The 19,041-nt window shown below is 75.4% G+C and carries 13 protein-coding genes; 6 read left to right on the top strand and 7 right to left on the bottom strand.

Features of this window, described 5'->3' with window-relative positions; all coding sequences use genetic code 11:
* Positions 1-70: 70 nt before the first annotated feature.
* The gene (locus tag ACQP00_RS13650; RefSeq protein WP_433218870.1) at positions 71-592 is read left to right on the top strand and encodes a hypothetical protein; all 522 of its coding nucleotides are present in this window, start codon (positions 71-73) and stop codon (positions 590-592) included.
* On the opposite strand, the gene ACQP00_RS13645 is transcribed toward ACQP00_RS13650, so the two are convergent.
* The 7 genes from ACQP00_RS13645 to ACQP00_RS13615 form a co-directional block, all read right to left on the bottom strand.
* Positions 589-1,008 (bottom strand): hypothetical protein, encoded by a 420-nt coding sequence (locus ACQP00_RS13645; RefSeq protein WP_433218868.1) that lies wholly within the window; start codon positions 1,006-1,008, stop codon positions 589-591. The genes ACQP00_RS13650 and ACQP00_RS13645 overlap by 4 nt on opposite strands.
* Positions 1,009-1,183: 175 nt before the next feature.
* Entirely contained in the window at positions 1,184-1,993 is an 810-nt protein-coding gene (locus tag ACQP00_RS13640) for a response regulator transcription factor (RefSeq protein ID WP_433218866.1), read from the bottom strand.
* Positions 1,978-3,141 (bottom strand): sensor histidine kinase, encoded by a 1,164-nt coding sequence (locus tag ACQP00_RS13635; RefSeq protein ID WP_433218864.1) that lies wholly within the window; start codon positions 3,139-3,141, stop codon positions 1,978-1,980. The genes ACQP00_RS13640 and ACQP00_RS13635 overlap by 16 nt, the downstream gene beginning before the upstream one ends.
* A 198-nt stretch (positions 3,142-3,339) precedes the next feature.
* A complete protein-coding gene (locus tag ACQP00_RS13630; protein WP_433218862.1) occupies positions 3,340-3,582 on the bottom strand; it encodes a nickel-binding protein in 243 nt (80 codons plus the stop codon).
* Positions 3,583-3,587: 5 nt separating this feature from the next.
* Complete coding sequence (locus ACQP00_RS13625) at positions 3,588-3,839, bottom strand: DUF4242 domain-containing protein (protein WP_433218860.1); 252 nt, start codon at positions 3,837-3,839, stop codon at positions 3,588-3,590.
* Positions 3,840-3,932: 93 nt separating this feature from the next.
* Positions 3,933-6,449: an ATP-binding protein gene (locus ACQP00_RS13620; RefSeq protein WP_433218858.1), complete on the bottom strand. Its 2,517-nt coding sequence runs from the start codon at positions 6,447-6,449 to the stop codon at positions 3,933-3,935.
* A gap of 6 nt (positions 6,450-6,455) precedes the next feature.
* Positions 6,456-6,731: a DUF2277 domain-containing protein gene (locus ACQP00_RS13615; RefSeq protein ID WP_433218856.1), complete on the bottom strand. Its 276-nt coding sequence runs from the start codon at positions 6,729-6,731 to the stop codon at positions 6,456-6,458.
* Positions 6,732-6,823: 92 nt separating this feature from the next.
* Between ACQP00_RS13615 and ACQP00_RS13610 the strand changes: the two genes are divergently transcribed.
* Genes ACQP00_RS13610 through ACQP00_RS13590 form a run of 5 tightly spaced genes read left to right on the top strand, consistent with a single transcriptional unit; the run spans position 6,824 to position 19,001 of the window.
* A complete protein-coding gene (locus ACQP00_RS13610; protein ID WP_433218854.1) occupies positions 6,824-7,699 on the top strand; it encodes a DUF4132 domain-containing protein in 876 nt (291 codons plus the stop codon).
* Complete coding sequence (locus ACQP00_RS13605) at positions 7,696-12,486, top strand: hypothetical protein (protein ID WP_433218853.1); 4,791 nt, start codon at positions 7,696-7,698, stop codon at positions 12,484-12,486. The genes ACQP00_RS13610 and ACQP00_RS13605 overlap by 4 nt, the downstream gene beginning before the upstream one ends.
* Positions 12,483-13,628, top strand: a complete 1,146-nt coding sequence (locus tag ACQP00_RS13600; protein WP_433218851.1) for an ATP-binding protein — start codon at positions 12,483-12,485, stop codon at positions 13,626-13,628. Before ACQP00_RS13605 ends, ACQP00_RS13600 begins: the two co-directional genes overlap by 4 nt.
* Positions 13,612-17,265: a DUF5682 family protein gene (locus tag ACQP00_RS13595; protein ID WP_433218849.1), complete on the top strand. Its 3,654-nt coding sequence runs from the start codon at positions 13,612-13,614 to the stop codon at positions 17,263-17,265. The genes ACQP00_RS13600 and ACQP00_RS13595 overlap by 17 nt, the downstream gene beginning before the upstream one ends.
* Positions 17,262-19,001 carry a hypothetical protein gene (locus tag ACQP00_RS13590; protein ID WP_433218847.1) on the top strand — a complete coding sequence of 580 codons (1,740 nt, stop codon included), beginning with the start codon at positions 17,262-17,264 and terminating at the stop codon, positions 18,999-19,001. Before ACQP00_RS13595 ends, ACQP00_RS13590 begins: the two co-directional genes overlap by 4 nt.
* Positions 19,002-19,041: the final 40 nt, after the last annotated feature.

The raw sequence follows: 19,041 nt of genomic DNA, 5'->3' as shown, positions 1-19,041 counted from the left end.
GTGAGGGCGGGGTCCTGCCCTGCGGGCTAGCGTGCCAAGGAGTAGCTCACGGGAAGGGAAGGGGAACATCGTGATGCGCGATGACAGCTCGATCAACCCGATCCGCTCCGGTACGCCGCCGCAGGCTGCGCCGACCACGCCGGGGATGCCGCCCGCGCCGACGACCGGGCCGCCGGCGCGGATGCCGCAGCCCACGCCCAACCAGCAGGGCCAGCAGGCCCAGCAGCCGATGCCGGTGCAACAGCCGCCGACGCAACAGACGGCGACGCAACAGACGCCGCCTACGCCGACCCAAGCGCAGCAGTCGGCGGCTCAGCAGCAGTCAGCGGGGCTCTGGGATCAGGGGAAGAAGGAGCAGTACCAGCAGCGCTGGTTCAACGAGGTGCAGACGAAGTTCGTCGAGGACCCGCCCGGCAGTGTGGCCGATGCCAAGCAGCTCATCGACCAGGCGTTGCACGAGCTCAGTGACAACGTGCACGCGCAGGAGGAGCGGGTGGCGGCCCGGCAGGCGAATCAGGCCGACCGCACCGAAGGGCTGCGCGACGAGGTGATGCAGTACCACAAGCTGTTCGACCGGGTGCTGTCGATCTAAGCCTCGAACGAGTGCTCGTGCTCCTCGCAGAAGCGTTTGAAGCCCTTCAGGTTCATGTGCAGCCGCTCGTGCAGCATGGCCTCGGGGGACGCGTCGAAGAGGGGGATCAGGACGTCGTCGAGTTCGGTCATGGCGGCGATGTCGGTCACGTGGTCGCCGGCCTCGTGGAGCCAGAAGGACTCGGTCAGGGCCTCGCTGCGCCAGCGGACGAAGCGGCCCGGTTCGGTGTCGGAGAGCTCGACGTTGGCCTCGACGCGGCGGCCGCCGATGTCGAACGTCAGGTGGCCGCCGTGGCCGGCCGCTTCGGTGAAGAGTATCGCCGACATGAAGCTCGGATACTCGCTGAAGTGCACCAGGTGCTCATATGCGCACAACGGTGTCACGCCGACCCGCACCTCGTCGCGTGTGACGATCATGGCAACCCCGCCTTCCAGGAACCGTCCATTTCGACGGTACTTCGGGCAGGCCGACCCGCAACGCACGCCGGCTGGTCACACCCCCCGGGGTGACCAGCCGGTCTTGTCGATATTGTCCGGCTTCCGGGGGTGAGAACACACTCCCCAGTCCTGGTGAGCGGGGCTCGCAACGGGACTAACACAGGTTCAACTCGCGGGCCCAGAGCTGGGCCGCCGTGCGCTGTGGCAGGTTGGCCGGGGCCTCCGGGTGCACGAGGTGGTACTTGCGCCGGATCGAGCGCAGGTGCGTGTTCGCGGTGTCGATCGAGACGTACAGGCGGCGGGCGACGGCGGCGGTGGACAGATGCTCGCAGCCCACCAGCCGCACCACCTCCAGTTCGCGCGGGGTGAGCTGGAGCTGCTGGCGGCGGGCGATGGCCGCGGTGAAGATGCGCCGTACCGCCGCCCGGGCCTGATCCACCGTGAGGCCGCACGAGCGGGCGGCGCGGTCGAGCGGCTCGCCCTGCACGAAGGCGCGCAGCACCCGTTGGTCGCCGGTGGACAGCTCGGAGCCGGTGGGCCGAGGGCGGCGGCGCAGGTCGGCGTAGAGCATGGCGGCGAGGGCGGCCGAGAGGTGCAGGCCCTCGAAGTCCACGGCGCGGACGGCGGCGACGAGGCCGGCCGGGTCCTCGGACTTCTCGAGGTAGCCGCCGGCACCGGCGGCGATCGCGTCGAGGACCTGCTCCTCGGGCGCGTACCCGGAGATGAGCAGCACCTTCCAGCGGTGCGCGACGAGCTCCTTCACCGCCTCCGCGCCCGATGCGCCCGCGCCGAGGATGACGTCGCAGACGGCCAGGCCGGGCGGGCCCGAGGCGATGCAGGCGGCCACCGTCGCGGCGAGCGGGCGGACGGTGAACCCGTGCGCGGCGAGCAGCGGGGTGAGCACGGTGACGAGGGGGCCGGCGACCAGGCGGTGGTCGTCGACGATGACTACGGCGCCGGCCACCGCAGCTCCACCTTAGTTCCCTGGCCGGGCGCGGACGTGACGTCCCACGAGGCGCCGACGGTGTTCACGGCGGGCAGCGACGACGTGTAGCCGCGGCCCTGCGGGGTGCCGGCCGGGTCGAAGCCGGCGCCGCTGTCGAGCACCGAGATCTCCACGGTGTCCTCGGTCGCCTCGGCGAACAGGACGACCTCGGCGTCGGCGCCCGCGTACTTGAGCGCGTTCGCGAGGGCCTCGTGTGCGGCCGACAGCAGGACGTCGGACACCTCGGGGGGCGGTTCGTGGTGCACGTACACCCGGGGGAAAAGGAGCAGCCCGAGATCCGAGAACGTGGCCGCGAGCTCGAAGACCCGCGCCTCGAAATTGCCCTTGGCATAGTCGGTCGAGAGCAGGGCGCGGGCCCGGATGGCGCCGCGGCGGGCGGCCCGGCGGGTGTCGCGGCCGACCCGCTCGTCGAGGGCGATGCCGTCGAAGATGGGCAGCACGCCGTCGTGCAGGGAGCGCTGGAAGCCCTCGCGGTGCACGGCGAGCTCGAGGCGGCGGGCGTGGGCGACGGCGGCGGCGGTCTGGGCCGCCATGCCGCGCATCAGGGTCGCGACGGCGAGGCCGGCGACGTACCAGACGACGAAGCCGAGCACGTCGGAGCCGAGCTTCTGGGAGACGTCGGGCCAGACCGAGGCGGCCCAGGTCGCGCAGAGCAGCAGCACGGCGGCGGCCGCGCGGGCGCGCAGGCCCACGGCGAAGGCGAGCACGACCGGGCTGACCAGGCTGACCGGCACCAGTTCGGTGAGCACGGCGTTGCGCTGCTCGGGCAGGCCCGCGCGGGAGCCGGCGACCATGAGCGCGACGCAGAACGCGACGTCGGCGAAGGCGAGCAGCTGGTCGCCGCGCAGGCCGCCGTTGGTGCGGACGCGGCGGAGCACGAACAGCGCCCAGGCGGCGGTGGCGAACAGGGCCGCCACGACGATCCAGGGGCGGGGCAGGTTGCGCCATTCCACCAGGGGTACGGCCAGAAACGGCACGGTCGCCAGCCGCACGTACGCGACCATGCGGGCGAGGCGCTGCTCGTTGGCGCGGACGATCTCCTCGCCGGACTCGTCCGGAATCCGCGACCAGTCCAGCGCGGCCCGGACTCGCTGTGTCAGCCCCATCGGGTCACATCGTGCCGTAGTCGGACGGTCACGCGGCATCGGTGCGAAGGAGGATGCATTCCGAGAATAGCGCGGATGCGTTCCGGCCGTGCCTCCTCGAGGCCTCCCAGGTACTCGCCCCGGGGTGGCACGGCCGGCGCGCCCCCGCCCCCTCGGCGTGCCCCCAGTGATGGCACAGGCGGAGAAGGTGCAACGCCATTATTGCGGCAACTCGTACATCCCTGTCGCCGGATGCCCCGCGCGTTCGTGTGCGCGCACGACGGCCTCCCGGTCCGGCCCGTGCACCAGCCGGAACATCAGCCCGGTGCCCGGATCGAGCCAGCCGCGCCCGAACCGCACGCCCTCCTCGGCGGCGCAGGCGCGGTCGGCGGCGAGGGCCGCGGCCAGCTCGCGCGGAGTGACGTCCGCGTAGCCGGCGTGCACGCCCATGAACGTCGGCATGCCGCTCAGGAGCCTTCCTGCACCTGGTAGATCTCGCCGGCGACGAGTCCGTGGGCCTCGCGGTGCACGGCCGCGGCGGCCTCGGCGGACGGCGCCTCGGCCAGGCAGAAGATCTTGCCCCGGTCCTCGTCGACCCAGTACCGCAGGTAGCTCACGTCGTACTTCGCCTGCGTGCGCAGGTCGGCCTGGTGCGCCTTGACGACGTCGTCGACGGCCACGCCGCCGTCGATGCTGTGGATGTCCATGTAGAGCGGCATGGTGGTGCCTCCTCGGTCGGGTTCGTGCGCTGACCGTACGGAGACCGGCGGTACCGGCGGATCGGGATCGGATCCCCAGATTTCCCGGCGCGGCTACCGGGTTTTGCCGACCGCCTCGGTGCGCGAGGCCACGCCGAGCTTGGCGAGCACGGCGGAGACGTGGTGATCGACGGTCTTCACCGACAGGACCAGCCGCGCGGCGATCTCGGCGTTGGTCAGGCCCTCCGCGACCAGGTCGAGCACCTGCTGCTCGCGGCGGGTCAGGCCGTGCGAGTTGGCGCGGGTGGCGGTGCGCGGGCCGACCGGCACCGAGCGGGCGCCCAGGTCCCGCAGCCGCTGCCGGGCCACCCGCACCGCCGCGGTCGCGCCCAGGTCGGCGAAGACCTGCAGGGCCCGCCGCGCGCTGTCCTCGTCGCTCGCGCCGAGAAGTGCGAGGGCGCCGTCGTACGGGCACCCGAGCGCCTCCCACGCGCCCGCCGCACCCGCGAAATCGCCGGCGATCTCCAGCGCGAACGGCTCCGCCAGTGCACCGCGCGCGGGGCGGTCCGAGCCGGTGCGGGCCAGCCAGGTCGCGACCCAGCCGCGCAGCCAACCGTCGGCCCGGGCGCAGGCGTCGTCGGCCAGTTCGGCCTCGGCGCGGGCGTCGGAGAGCTTGCCGGCCAGCCAGTACGCCTCGGCCCGGCCCAGCCGCGCCTTGATGATCCACTGTGGCTCGCCGGAGCCGTCGGCGGACTCGGCCGCCTCGTCCAGCGCCGCCCACACGTCGGGCTCGTCCTTGCGGGCGCGGATGGTGGCGTGGACGTACAACGCGTAGATCCGGTTGATCGGGGACGCCTCCTCGACCCGGGTCAGCACGATCCGGCACAGCGCCAGGGCCTCGGCCCAGCGGCCCATCCGGGCGAGGGAGGCGGCGCGCTCGCCGCGCAGGCAGGTGCCGTAGGTGTCGACGTCGTGCTCGTCGCAGTAGGCGATCGCCTCCCGGTAGACCGGCTCGGCCTCCGGGAAGCGGCGGGCCCGGCAGAGCAGGCCGTAGAGGTTGGTGTACGCCCGGCCGGCCTCCTCGTCGTGCCCGTGTTCGATCGCGACGGAGAGCGCCCGGCGCATCAGCGGGATCCACGCCTCGCCGAGCATGAGCCGGGCCGCCGCCTCGGTGTTGAGGGTGTCGCTGAGCAGGTCGTGCCGGCCGAGCGGGGCGGCGATGGCCTGCGCGCGGCGGGCCAGGTCGATCGCCTCGGCGTTGCGGTCGGCCAGCGCGCGGTGCTTGGCCAGCTGGGCGTACGCGCGTGCCAGCTCCTCGGTCGGGCCGAGCGGCTCCAGCACGGCGAGCGCGGCCTCCAGGTCGGTCAGGGCGTCGCCGCCGCGGCACAGGCTGACCCAGGCCGAGGCGCGCACCCGCAGCGCGTTGCCCTCCCGCAGCCCGTTGCCGGCCGCCCGCCACAGCACCCGGGCCCGCTCGGCCGCCTCCGCCACCTCGGCCCAGGCGTCGATCATCGACAGCTCGACGGCGAGCGCGTCCAGCAGCGCCGGGTCGTCGCCGTCGGCGCGCACGGCCCGCCGGTACTGCGCGGCCGCCTCCCGGTGCGAGCGCAGACCGGCCGCGGTCCGGGCCGCGCGCACGGCGTGGTGCAGTGCGGCTTCGGCGTCCCCGGCCGCCTCCGCGTGGTGCGCCATGCTCGCATCGTCACTCGAGCCGAGCCGCTGCAGCGCGGCGAGCACCGCGGCGTGCGCGGGTCGCGTTCGATGCGGTGGTACCGCCTGCGCGATCGCCAGCCGCGCCAGCTCGTGCCGGAATCGCAGGACCGTCCCGTCCCCGATGAGCAGCCCGGAGGCGACGAGATCGTCGAGCGCCTCCGGTGCCGCCCGAGTCGCGCCGGTCAGGAGTCGCGGGTCGACGCGCGTGCCGATGAGGGCGGCAACATCCAGTACAAGACGGGCGGTTTGCGGCAGTTGAGCGGCCCGGGCGAGCACGGCGTCGCGGGCGGAGGCCGGCACTCCCCCGCTGTCGTCGCGCAGCAGCTCGCTGACGAGGTAGGGGTTGCCGCCGGTGAGCCGGAACAGCTCGGCCGGGTCGACCCCGCGGTCCTCGGCCAGCGCCCGGACCGACGGTTCGGACAGCGGGGCCAGCCCGATGCGCCGGGTCGCGCGCTGGGTGCCCAGGTCGCCGAGGGCCACCCGCAGCGGGTCGCCGGGCGTCAGCGCGTCGTCGCGATAGGTGAGGATGGCCAGGGTACCGCGCAGCCGGCGGCCCAGGAAGCGCACGAGGTCGACGGTCGCCTCGTCGGCCCAGTGCAGGTCCTCGATGACCAGGATGTCGACGCCGGCCAGGGCGCGCAGGGCGGCCGCGAACAGCTCGTCGCGGCTCACCGCCGCGACGTCCAGCCCGATCTGCCCGGCGATGTCGAACAGCGGGCCGAGCGGCCGCGGCGTGAACAGCCCGTCGCACATGCCCCACACAACCTTCGGGCGGCCCGCGGTGAACGCCTCGACCAGCGCCGTCTTGCCCACCCCGGCCTCGCCGCCGACGAGCACGATCCGGCCCTCGCCGGCGCTCGCCTGGCGGGCGTACTCGGCGAGCGAGGCGAGCGCGGAATCCCGTTCCAGCAGCGGCATGCGGGGCTACTCGCGGGGGCCGTACCGCTGCTCGGCGCGCGCCCGGGCCCGGGCCGCCTCGGTCTCGCGGTCGCGCGGCGGGGTGCGGGTCACGAGGCTGTCCAGCAGCACCCGGGTGGCCTCGGTGACCGCGCGGACGGCCTCGTCGAACGCCTCCTGGTTGACCGCGGCCGGGCGGGTCATCCCGGCGACCTTGCGCACGTACTGCAGCGCGGCGGCCTCGATCTCGTCCTCGGTGGCGGGCGGCTCGAAGTTGTTCAGCACGCGGATGTTCCTGCACATGCCCTCCACGATGCCAGGCCCGCGGAGAAATGTCGCACCCCCTCGATAGTGTGCCGGACATCCGATACCGAGGTGGACGGAGGCAACCCGGGATGGCGTGGCTGGCGGCCGGCGGCGGCTATGAGGTGACCCTGGATGCGGGGCGGATAGCGGCCCGCAATCAGAAGGGCAAGGTGCTGCGGTCCGTGCCCGCGACGCTGCGTGACGACCCCGTGGTCGCCGGGTTGCGGCAGTTGCAGGAGTGGCTCGACCGGCACACCGCCGAGGTGCGCGAACAGGTCGACCTGTGGATGATCCGGTCGCTGCCGGTGCCGGCGGAGCTGCTGGCCCGGGTCTGGCCCGACGAGACCTGGCGGGCCGCGCTGACCGACCTGGTGGTCGCGGTGCTCGACGACGACGGCGGGTTCGACCCCGACGAGGCCGGGTTCCTGCGCGACGCCACCGCCGACGGGATCGGCATCGTGAACCTCGACGGCGAGACGGTCCGGCTGCCCGCGCAGCGGATCGCGGTGCCGCACCCGACCCGGCTGCCCGACCTGGAGGACCTGCGCGAGTTCGCCGCCGACCTCGGTGTCGAACAGGCCGTCGACCAGCTGTTCCGGCAGACCTGGACCCGCCCGGCCGACCTGGAGCCGGGCGCGGGCAGCGTGCGCGACTACGCCGGCGGGCGGTTCAAGGAGCTGCGCCACCTGCTGGCCCGGGCCGGCTCGCTGGGCTATCCGGTGCGCGGCGGCTACGCCGTCTGCCGCGTCTTCGAGGACGGGCGCGGCCTGGAGGCGCGCAGCTGGGTCGGGGCCGACGATCCCTACTCGGAGGCGGAGACCGGCGACCTGGTCTTCGTCCACCCCGACGGCAAGTCGATCCCGCTCGCCGAGGTGGGGCCGGTCGCCTGGTCCGAGGGAATGCGCATGGCCGCGGCGCTCTACGCGGGCCGGATCGTCGAGGAGAGCAAGGAGGAGGAGGCGTGAGCGAGGCTCTGCTGGACGCTGGTGCGGTGGTACCCGCCGGCGCCGACGTCGCTGGGGACACCGTCGACACGCTCACGACCCGGGCGTACAGCCATCCGGTGCTCGAAGGCCGCACGATCGTGCGGCTGGTGCCGGGCACGCTGGGGCCGGCCGAGGACCTCACCATGGAGTTCCTGGGCTTCGGGGCGCCGGAGGCGGTGGCCGAGGTCGGGCTGGTCCGCCAGCAGGCCCTCGGGTTCCCGGCCTGGGCCCTCGTGCACGACCCCGCCAACGGCCACCACGCGCTGGCGCTGGTGAAGGACATCGAGCGGCTCGTACGGGTGGCGAAGTCCCGCATCGGGCCGGCCCGCGACGGGTTCAACGAGCTCGGCAACCGGCTGGCCCGCGCCGTGCCGCACTTCCTGCCGACGTTCTACGAGGAGGCGGCCCGGGCGTTCCTGGCCGCCGACAGCCAGACCTACGCGGCCTCCATGTTCGGCAAGGCCCGCGAGGCCGAGCGCACCTACGCCCTCGCGATCGACGAGGAGCGGCAGCACACCGTGTTCCTCGAGTTCGCGCTGGCCGGCGCGCTGACCGCCAAGGCCCTGGCCCAGCACGCCCGGGACCTGGCCGCCCGGGCCGAGCCGGCGGTCGCCTACGAGCGGTTCCGCCGGCTGTGCCTGGAGCGCACGCTGGGCGGGATGCCGCCCTACGCACAGATGCACGTCGACCTCGGGCGGCTGGCCAAGGCGGCCAAGCTCGGCCCGGAGGAGGACGAGGCGCTGCTGAGCGAGCTGCTCGCCGCGCCGTCGCTGCTGCGGGCGCCGGGCGGGTTCTGGAAGGCGTACCGGCCGGCCCTGCTGCGCATCGCGAAGCGCGATCCGAAGGTCCGCGGGCAGCTGCTGGGCATGTTCCCGCAGGACTGCCCGTTCGAGACGTGGCTGGAGATCCTGGAGGAGTCCGGCGCGGCGGAGGCCCTCACCGGGGCGGCGGGCGGCGTCGAGCCGGCCGCCGAGTCGCCGGACGGGCCCGCGGGCTGGCTCGGCCGGGCCGACCGCAGCCGGGGCTGGCGCAAGGAGCGCAACGCCCGGTTCCTGGCCCTGGCCGAGCGGATGGTGCCGCGGCTGGTCGCGGACGGCACCCCGGTGGAGATCGCGTCCAGGCACACCCGGATCGACCTCGACCTGGCCGACCTGATGCTCGACCGCGCGGTGCCGGTGGCGGCGCCGCACGAGCACGCCCGCTGCGACGTGAACGTCTGGCTCGCCGACGAGGGCGCGGGCCGGCGCGACCTGCGCGTGGTGGCGGCCGACGAGCGGCTGCGGGCGCTGATGGCCGCGAGCATCGAGGGTTACCTGCACACGTGGTACCGCGCGGGCGAGGCCCGGGTCGCGCCCGACCGGGTGGCCAACGTGGTGGCCGTGCCGGGGCTGCGCACCGCGCTGCACTGGTGGCTCGACCGGCTGGCCGAGCGGGCCGAGCAGCAGGGACTCACCACCATCGGGCACGAGCTCGACCGGCTCACCCTGGTGGCCTGCCCGGACGGGCTCGCGGTCAACCCGGAGGCGATCGCCCGGATCACGGCGCTCGATCTCGGGCCGCTGCTCGGCCGGACGCTGCGGGCCGGGGTCGTCGACGAGTTCGGCTGGCCGGCGCTGGAGTCCGCCGCCGCGACGCTCGACGCGCTGGACCGCAACGCGCTGACCGACAACCTGGTCATCACCCCGCAGTGGCCGGCGCTGCTGCTGCGGCGCAACGACCGGGTGCTGGTCGTCGGCGACGAGGGCGTCGAGCTCGACCACGTCCTGCGGGTGCCGGCCGAGGAGCTGCGCTACTCGTGGAACGTGCACGTTCGCTGGGCCGACGGGCAGCTGCTGGTCGGCTGGAACCGCGACGGGGAGCGGGCCGGCTACTGGAGCGGGGCCCCCGACGACGTGTTCACCGGCCAGGAGGACGGGCTCAACGAGCACGGCGAGCGCTCGCTCGCGCTGCCCGGCGGCGGGCGCACGGCGGGCGGGCGGCCGCTGCGGGCCGGCGACCGCAAGGCGCAGGAGCTCGGGCGGGTGGCGAGCGACGGGCGGCACCACTGGGTGCTGCAGCAGGAGTCCGACTACTCGATGCGGTGGTACGAGTACGACGCCGCCACCGGTGAACGGGGCCGCGCCTCCCTGCCGGGCTTCTTCGAGAGCGGGGCCGCGGACGGGCAGCAGCTCGACGTGGCCAACTGCGGCCTGCGCCCGGCGTCGGCGCGGATGGCGGGCAGCCCGCTCGGCCACCGCGACGGGCTCGTCGGCTGGCGGGTCCGGCACACCGACGCCGGCCGGTCCGGCGAGGGCATCGACGGGCGGGCGTTCACGCTGGCCGATCCGCCCCCGACCCGCTCCGGCAACGCGGGCGTGCTCTCCGGCGCGATCCGCTTCCCCGGCTCCGACACGGTGCACGGGCTCTACGTCGAGCACGCCTGGCGGCAGGTGACCGTCCGGTTGTACACCGCCGACGGGCTCTGCTTCTCGAGCGTCGGCACGCACGGCGACGACGGCGCGTTCGCCGAGGGCACCGCGCTGGTGCCGCATACCGCGTTCTGGCACCAGCTGCGGCCGCGCGACGAGGCCGGATCCCTTGCGCTGCGGGCGTTCGGCGACGACGAGGCCGGGCGGGTCATGCACGCCGTGGCCGGGCTCGCCGGGGCCGACGCCGACAAGGCCGAGATCCCCGACGAGGGGGTGCGGGAGGCCGTCCGCGCGGCGCTGCCGGGCCTGCGCGACCCGAAGCTGATCGCGGGCGTCGGCGGGGTGGTGCGCCACGCCGCCCGGGCCGCGTTGCGGCTGGCCCGGCTCACCGGCGTCACCGAGGAGATCCTGGCCGGCGGGCCCGCGGCGGCGGCGCTCGTCGACGCCGACGCCCACCTGGCGAGCGACGACCTGCTCGACGACGCGACCGAGGGGCTGATCCCGGGCTGCTACGACCACGGGCGGGAGTGGGCCAAGCACTTCACCGACGGCGGGGCGGTGCTGACCGGGCGCGAGCCGCGGACGCCGGTGGACGCCTGGTGCCGGGGCGGCGACCTCGACTGGTGGGAGACGCTCGGGGCGCTGCCGTCGATCATGTTGCGGGCGGCTTCGCCGGCTACGGGTGGGGAATACCGGACGGCTCTGCTCGACCTGCTCGAGGTGGTGGCCGGGTCCGGGCTGCTCGACGGGGCCGGCCGGACGCGCCGGGTCACGCTCGAGTCCGACAGCAAGGCGCCGGTCATGGTGCCCGGCCAGCCGTTCGCGGCCGGCCCGGGGCGGATCGTCCTGCCGTTCCAGGTGGTGCCGGGCGACGGCACGGTGAGCGGCATCGAGCACGCCGCCGACGGCCGCTTCGGGCCCGTGCCCGGCCACGCGATCCGGTTCGAGCGGGAGTACGACACGCGGGGCCTGGACCGCGCCGCCGTGGAGCGGTTCGTCGCGGCCGGGCGGGCCCACGGCGGCGCGGCCGTGCTGCTGCGGCCCGAGACCGTGCGGGCGCTGTCCGCCGCGGCCGGGATCAGCCTGGCCGAGGCGACCGTGCTGGTGTCCGGGACCACCGACGCCAAGCAGTGGTCGGCGTCCGGGTGCGAGCCCGCGGGTCCGGCGGTCACCGAGTACGCCGTCGAGGCGGCGATCGAGTCCGTGCGCCGCGACCCGGGGCTGACCGCGAAGGGCGGCGCGCCCGCGGCCCTGCTGCCCGACGACCCGGCGCGGTTGTGGACCGACGGGCCCGACGCGAAGCGGTTCGGGGCGTGGCGGGCCGCGGCCGTCGGCGCGCGGACACCGGTGAGCGACGAGCTCATCGCCGACTGCCGCCGGGCCGGGATCCCGTCAGACATCAGCGCGTCGGAGTTCCTGCACGGCGTGGCCAACCCGGACACCTGCCGCTGGCTGCACGGGGTCGACCGGGGCGTGGACGGCGACGACCTGCTCGTCACCGTCGCCCGCGGCCTGCCGTGGCTGGTCCGGCGGCTCCCGGCCGACGACCCGATCCGGGCCGGGCTGCCCGCAGTGCTGGCGGCCGTGCGCGCGCTGACCCGTGACCCGGCGTTCGAGCTGTTCGTGGCGGGCGGCGAGGAGACGGCCGTCGAGAAGGTCTTCGCCCAGCTGGGCCTCGATGTCCAGCGCGGCGAGGAGGAGCTGGACGCGGGCCTGTTCGTGGCCACCGCCCGCGGGTACTGGCGGCAGGTCCGGGTCCGCCCCGCCCGCATGGACGGCATCGACGACCCGCGGGTGGAGGCCGTGATCGAGGCGCTGGACGGCACCCGGCACCCGATGTTCGCGCTGCGGACGGTGCTCGGCGACGCGCTGACGGGCTGGGTCGACGCCCCGGCCGTGGAGGCGCCGCACGACCCGTCGCGCTCGGCGCCGGAGCTGGTCGCGCAGGTCGCGGAGCGGCACGGGCTGGGTGCGGACGCGGCCACGCTGTACCTGCAGCTGCTCGCCCTGCCCGACCCGACCGACCGCAACGTGGCCGCGTGGACCGGATGGAAGCCGGCCCGGCTCAAGGCGGCGCGGGCCGAGCTGCTCGGCTCCGGGCTCGTCGTCGAGGCGAAGCGGCCGCGGGCCGGGCGGTCGCTGTTCCTGCCCGGCGGGTGGCTGGCCTGGAAGGCGCCGGTGCTGCCGATCGAGCGGTGGAAGAAGCCGATCCTCATCGGGGCCGGCGACCACGCGCCGTTCCTGGCCGCCGCCCTGCCGGTGGCGCCCGCGCCGGCGCTGTTCGGCATCGCGTGGGAACGGATCGTGTCCGGCGACTCGCCGCGTTTCGAGGAACTCCAGACCAGGGGCCGCAAATGAGCACTTCCCGACAGGTTGATCCGGCCGAGCACGCGCACGCGGAGGAGCTCGCGTTCCTCGCGGCCTTCGACGGCGGGGCGCGGCCGCCCGGGTGGCGGCTCACCCCGCGGGCCGTCGTCACGTTCATCGTCGGCAGCGACGGGGAACTGGCGTTGCCGAAGGGCAAGCGGCCCGAGGGGGTGCCGGCCAAGCTGGAGATCGCCCGCAAGTTCGTCGGCGACCGGGCCCTCGTCGAGCGGTGCGTGGTGACCCTGGCCGGCGAGCGCGGGCTGCTGCTCGTCGGCGAGCCGGGCACCGCGAAGTCGATGCTGTCCGAGCTGCTGGCGGCGGCGGTGTGCGGGACGAGCGAGCTGGTCGTGCAGGGCACGGCGGGCACGACCGAGGACCAGCTGCGGTACGGCTGGAACTACGCGCTGCTGCTGGCCCACGGCCCGAGCCCGGAGGCGCTGGTGCCCTCGCCGGTGCTCAGCGCCATGCGGGCCGGTTCGGTGGCGCGGATCGAGGAGATCACGCGCTGCCTGCCGGAGGTCCAGGACGCGATGGTCTCGATCCTGTCGGACCGGCGGATCGCGGTGCCGGAGCTTTCCGGCACCGACGGGGCGACCGTCCATGCCGCCCCGGGCTTCACGCTCATCGCGACCGCGAACCTGCGGGACCGGGGCGTGTCGGAGATGTCGGCCGCCCTCAAGCGCCGGTTCAACTTCGAGACCGTCGGCCCGATCCCCGACCTGGCCCAGGAGACCGCCCTGGTCGGCCGGCAGGCCCGGGCGGCCCTGGAGCGGGTGCAGACCCCGTTCGAGGTCGACGAGGCGGTGCTGGAGGCGCTGGTCACCGCGTTCCGCGACCTGCGCGGCGGGCGGTCGGTCGAGGGCTGGGAGGTCGAGCGCCCGTCCACGGTGATGAGCACGGCCGAGGCGGTGGCGGTGGCCACCTCGCTGGGCCTGGCCGCCGCCTACTTCCCGGGCGACCGCGACGTCCTCTCCCTGCTCCCGGCCCACCTGCAGGGCGTCGTGTGCAAGGACGACCCGGCGGACGGGGCCAAGCTGCTGGGGTACTGGGACGGCGCGGTACGCCGCCGCGCCGAGGAGGGCGCCCGCATGTGGCGGCAGCTGTGGGAACTGCGCGATGTCCTCCAGCCCTGACGAGGCCCTGGCCGCGCTGGCCGGGTCGCACTCGCCGTACCTGATCGGGGTGCGGCACCACTCCCCCGCGCTGTCGGTGGTGATCGGGTCGCTGCTGGACGCGTACCGGCCGGAGGTGCTGCTGCTGGAGCTGCCTTCGGAGTTCGCCTCCTGGCTGCCGTGGCTCGCCGATCCCGCCACGACGGCGCCGGTGGCGCTGGCCGGCGTGGTGGGGACGGACGGGAGCCCGGCGTTCTACCCGTTCGCGGACTTCTCGCCGGAGCTGGTGGCGGTGCGCTGGGCGGCGGCCAACGGGGTGCCGGTCGTGCCGTGCGACCTGCCGCTGGCGTCGCGCGATTGGCGGGCCGGCTCGCTGTCGCCGGATTCCAGCGCGCCGGGGACGGCGTTCGGGGAGGCGTTGCGGCGGGCGGCCAGCGGGCGGCCGGACGAGGACATGTGGGACCGGGTCGTCGAGGCGCGGGCGCCGGGGTCGTCGCCGGAGGCGGTACGGCGGGCGGCGCTGCTCGTCGGCTGGGCGATGCGGACGGATGCGGCTTCTGGCTCGGGGGTGCCCGCGCTCGACCTGCGCCGCGAGGCCTGGATGCGCAGGTGCCTGGGCGCCGTCGAGGGGAAGCGGGTGGCGGCGGTCGTCGGGTCCTTCCACGCCGCGGCGCTGTTGCCGGGCTCGTCGCTCGGTGCCGACGCGGACCTCGTCGACGGCACAGCGGGATTCGGCGACGCGGGTGTCATCGACGCGGGGACCGCTGCCGACGGCGATGGCTCCGGCGTTGTCGACGTGGGCGGCGGGCGTGGTGGTGGCGGCGTGGTGACGTCGTTGGTGCCGTACAGCTTCGCGTTGCTGGATTCGCGTTCGGGGTATCCGGCGGGGATTCGGGATCCGCGGTGGCAGCAGGCCGTGGTGCGGGCGGCGGGGCGGGCCGACGGGGTGGAGGCGGCGGCGCTCGCTTGCGTGGTGGAGGTGTGTGCGCGGGTGCGGGCCGGCGGGCATCCGGCCGGGCCGGCGGAGGCGCGGGAGGTGGTGCGGCTCGCGTCGGATCTGGCGCGGCTGCGGGGGCTGCCGGCGCCGGGGCGGGGGGAGATCGTCGAGGCGCTGCAGAGTGTGCTCGCGCACGGGGAGGTGCTCGGGCGGGGGCGGGTGGTGGCCGCGGCGATGGAGGCGGTGCTGGTCGGGGACGTTCGGGGGACGCTGGCGGCGGAGGCTCCGCGGTCGGGGTTGCGGCCGGCGGTACAGGTGCTGCTGGAAGAACTGCGGCTGCCCGGGCCCGGCGGCGCGGCGAAGGAGCTGCGGCTCGACCCGTTGCGCTCCGAGCTCGACCGGCGGCGGGACGTGGTGCTGCGGCAGCTCGGGGTATGCCGCATCCCCTATGGCGAGCACACCGCGGTCGAGGGGACGGCCGGGGTCGACGCGCTCACCACCCGGTGGAACGTCGGGTGGACGCCGGGGACGGAGGCGATGCTGGACGTGGCCGGCGTACGCGGGGTGACGCTCGCCCAGGCGGCCGAGGGCGCGCTGCGGGAACGCCGGCGGCGCGAGGAGGCGGCTGAGGGGGCGACCGCGGCGCAGATCATCGCCGGGCTCGCGGCGGCGGCCGAGTGCGGGCTGGCCGGGCTGGCCGGCGAGCGGCTGGCCGAGGTCGCGGAGCAGCTTCCGGCGAGCGCCACGCTCGACGAGCTGATGGCCGCGCTGGGGCTGCTCGACCGCCTGCGCAGCGGGCACGTTCCGGGGCTTCCGGCCGCGGTCGCCGCCGGGCTGGGCGATCTCGGGGCGCTGGGCGATGCACTCGAGGCGGCGGCGGTACGGCAGATCGACGGGCTCGCCGGCTCCGACGAACTGGCCGACGTGCAGGCGCTGGTGGCCCTGGGCCGGCGCGCCGATGCCGCCGGGGTGGGGCTGCGGCTGGCCGACGCGCTGCAGCGGCTTTCGGCGGACGGCACGCCGACGATGTCCGCCGCCGCCGGGGCGGTGCAGGTGCTGCTGGGCCTGGCCGAACCCGCCGCGCTCGGCACGCGGGTGGCGTCCTGGGTGGACGCGGCGATCGACGACGACTCGCGCCGCCGGTTGCTGGGCCACCTGCGCGGACTGCTGGGCGCGGCCGAGCCGCTGCTGCAGTCCGGGCCCGACGCGTTGGACGGGCTGCTCGACCGGGTGGCGACGCTGCCCGACGACGCATTCCTGGCGCGGCTGCCGGCGTTGCGGGGCGGCTTCCATGCGGTGAGTCCGGCGGGGCGGGATCGGCTGCTGGCCGTGGTCGAGGATCGGCTCGGCTTGGCCCCCGATGTCGCCGACGCCGACCCGGACGCGTTGCTGCGCCGGCTGCTGGCCGACCGCGCCGGCCGGGAGGCGGCCGCGGCGCTGGGTCTGATGCCGGACGATGCGCGGCCGACGTCCGCCGCGGGGCCGGTCGAGGAGCACGCGACCACTGTGGACGGTGCGCCCGGCGATCGGGCGAACGACACTGCCCCCGACGCACCCCCGCGCACCGGCACGACACACGCGAACAAGACCGGCGCCGGTCCAACGGCGGGCGGGAAGCGGGATCTCGCGGTGGCCGATCGGTGGCGGTTGTTGCTCGGACGGCAGGAGCAGCGGTTGAGCCCGGCGGCGCGGCGGTATGCGACGGCGCTCGATGAGCTGTACGGCAAGGGGCGGGGCGAAGGGTCCGCGGCCGAGGCGGGAGGGCGGGCCGGGCGGGAGGCGCCGTTCCCGAACGTGCGGGAGTGGGCCGAGGAGTTGCAGGCGCTGTTCGGGCCCGGGATTCGCGAAGAGGTGCTGGCCCGCGCGGCCGAGGGCGGGCGGCGGGACGCGGTCGAGTTGCTGGAGCCGGAGGCGGTCAATCCGTCGGTCGAGCTGCTGCAGACCGTGCTGTCGCTGGCCGGGGCGATGCCCGAGAGCTCGCTCGCGCGGTTGCGGCCGCTCGTGGCGCGGATCGTGGACGAGCTCACGCGGCGGCTGGCGACGCGGTTGCGGCCGGCGTTGGCGGGGATCAGCACGCCGCGGCCGACGTACCGGCCGGGCGGGCCGCTCGATCTGCCGCGGACGTTGCGGGCGAACCTGGCCACCAGCCGGCGGCTCGCGGACGGGCGGGTGCAGGTCATTCCGGAGCGGCCGGTGTTCAGGACCCGGGCGCGGCGCGGGGTGGACTGGCGGCTCGTGCTCGTCGTCGACGTGTCGGGGTCGATGGAGGCGTCGATCATCTGGTCGGCGCTGACGGGGGCGATCCTGGCCGGGGTACCGGCATTGACGACGCACTTCGTGGCGTTCTCGACCGAGGTCGTGGACCTCAGCGAGCGGGTCAGCGATCCGCTGGGGCTTCTGCTGGAGGTGCGGGTCGGCGGGGGTACGCACATCGCGAAGGGGTTGCGGCATGCGCGGAGCCTCGTGACGGTGCCGTCGCGGACGCTTGTGGTGGTTGTCAGTGACTTCGAGGAAGGCTATCCGCTCGGGGGGCTGCTCGCCGAGGCGCGCGCGCTGGTCGAGTCGGGCGTGACGCTGCTCGGGTGCGCGAGCCTCGACGACGCCGGGCGGCCGCGCTATTCGGTCCCGGTGGCCTCGCAGCTCGTCGCGGCGGGCATGCCGGTGGCGGCGTTGAGCCCGCTCGAACTGGCCCGGTGGGTCGCCGAGAAGGTGAAGCCGTGAACGCGTCACTGCCGCCGATCGAGGCGGCCGTCCTGGTGGCGGCGGTCGACGGGTTGCCGGCCCGGCTGCGCAAGAAGCTCGACGACGCCGTGGGGCGGTTCGCGGGGCTGACGGTGACCGTCGACGGGAATCGGTACACGGTGGCGATCGACGACGCCACGACCGTCACGCTGGTCGCGACCGGCGGGGTGGTGCGGTCGGCGGCCGACGTGACCTGCACCTGTCTGCTGGCGCCGAACTGTCTGCACCGCGCGGGCGTGCTGTCCAATGCGCCGGTGGGTGACGCGCCGGCGGCGACGACGTCGGAAACCCTGCCCCAGGGCGAAGAAGCCGAAGAGCTGGGGGTGGCGCAGCGCGCGGCCGTCGAGCAGGTGTGGCGGGCCGCCGTCGACGTGCTCGGGGGCGGGGTCAGCGGGTCGGGGGCCGTGGCGCGGGCGGCGCTGCTGCGGGCCGCGCACGAGGCGCAGGCGACGAAGGTGTACCGGCCGGCGGCCGCGGCGCGGGTCGTGGCCACGCTGCTGCAGGCGGCCCGCGGCGACGACGCGCACTACCGGCTCGCCGACCTCGGCGTGGCGCTGCGGGAGCTGCTGCTCGTCACGCACGCACTGCGGACCGGGGCGAGCCGCGAGCTGGGCACGGCGCGGCGGCAGTACCAGGTCGAGGGCAGTTTGCGGTTGTACGGCCTGTGCTCCACCGCCGTCCTCGCCGGCACCGGGCACGCGGGGGTCGTGACGTACGCGGCGGACCGGGACGGGCGGCTGTGGATGGTCGCCGACGTGATGCCCGGCGACGCCAAGCGCGCGGCGCGCGGCGGGGACGCGACGCTCGCGATGGGCGAGACGGCGCTCACGCACCGGGGGTTCGCGCGGGCCGGGCTGGTGCTCACCGGGGCCACCGCGGCGGAGAGCCGGCAGCTCGGGGCCGGGCGCGGGGTGCGGGCGGTCACCGCGTCCGGGGTCGCGTGGCACGAGGAGCCGCTGGCCGGGCTGTGGGCGGAACCCGTGGCCGCGCAGGTGCGCCGGGCGTTCGCGGCGCTCGCGGTGCCGGTCGGCGACCGGGCCGCCGGGGGTGAGCTGCTGTTCCTGTCGGTCACCGTCCGCGGTACCGACGGAGACGCCGTGCAGGCCGAGCACGCCGACGGCACGCCGCTCACGCTGCGGGTGGCCGTGGATCATCCGGACCTCGGGTATCGGGAGAACCTGCGGGTGCTCGGGCGGGCCACCGGGCTGCGGATGCTGCTGATCGCGCGGCCCGACCCCGGCCGGCCGGGGACCGTGTTGCCGCTGGCCGTCGCGCCGGTCGCGGGCGAGCGGTGGCGGATCGAGGGGCACGCCGACCTGGCGTTCGACCGGCTGCACGCCAGTCAGCTGCCGGCGGCGCCCGCGGAAGGCGCACCCGCGCCGGTGCCGGTCCCCCGGGAGGCCCACGATCCGGCGCTGCGGCTGCTGACGGCGCAGGTCGAGCGGGCCGTCGCCGGCGGGCGGGTGATGCTGACGCTTTCGAGAACGTCGGACGCGAGCCGGCTGCGGCGGGCGCGCTTCGAGGCCGGGGCGGCGCTGCTGGAGCGGCTCGTCGCGGCGGCGAACGACCGGCCGCGCAACGCGTTCGGGCGGCTGGCCGACGACGACGGGACGGCGTTCGCGCAGGCCTGGCTGGCCGCCGCGACGTACGCCGACGCCGCCACACGCGCGCTCGCCGAGGCCGCCTGGCTGCCCGCGGAAGCCAGCGAATTCTGACGCATCTCAGCAAGGAACCTTTTGCCTCCGTCAGGCGTGA

Source organism: Dactylosporangium sp. CS-047395 (assembly GCF_050942185.1).
Lineage (GTDB): Bacteria > Actinomycetota > Actinomycetes > Mycobacteriales > Micromonosporaceae > Dactylosporangium.
The sequence above is the reverse complement of the archived record's forward strand: the minus strand, read 5'-3'. Positions and strand labels throughout refer to the sequence as shown.